The sequence below is a fragment of the Pseudomonas sp. UMAB-40 genome, assembly GCF_900095275.1.
Taxonomy (GTDB): domain Bacteria; phylum Pseudomonadota; class Gammaproteobacteria; order Pseudomonadales; family Pseudomonadaceae; genus Aquipseudomonas; species Aquipseudomonas mandelii_B.
This window is the reverse complement of record NZ_LT607604.1, coordinates 1-337: the sequence shown is the minus strand read 5'-3', so window position 1 is coordinate 337 and position 337 is coordinate 1. Positions and strand designations below refer to the sequence as shown.

Genomic DNA, 337 nt, shown 5'->3' with positions numbered 1-337 from the left:
ATCAAGCGATTGATAAACTGGAATCTACGAGTGTTGTTATCATCACGGGTCCAGCTGGCATTGGTAAGACAACATTGGCTGGGCAGCTAATCCTACAGTACGTCGCAGACGGCTTTGAGCTTTCGGTCATTTCTGATGATATTAAAGAGGCTGAGAGTATCTTCGACCCTGACTCAAAGCAAATTTTCTATTTTGATGATTTTTTGGGCCGCAACTACCTAGAAGCGCTTTCTGGCCATGAGGGCGCCAAGATTGTTGGTTTTATTAGGCGCATAGTCAAGAATCCCCAAAAGCGATTTGTATTGACATCTCGAACTACTATTCTCAATCAAGGAAA

1 pseudogene is annotated in these 337 nt (G+C 43.3%); it reads left to right on the top strand.

The features are described from left to right. Window positions 1–337, top strand: a pseudogene (locus tag K0F88_RS32765) (hypothetical protein); the annotation flags it as partial.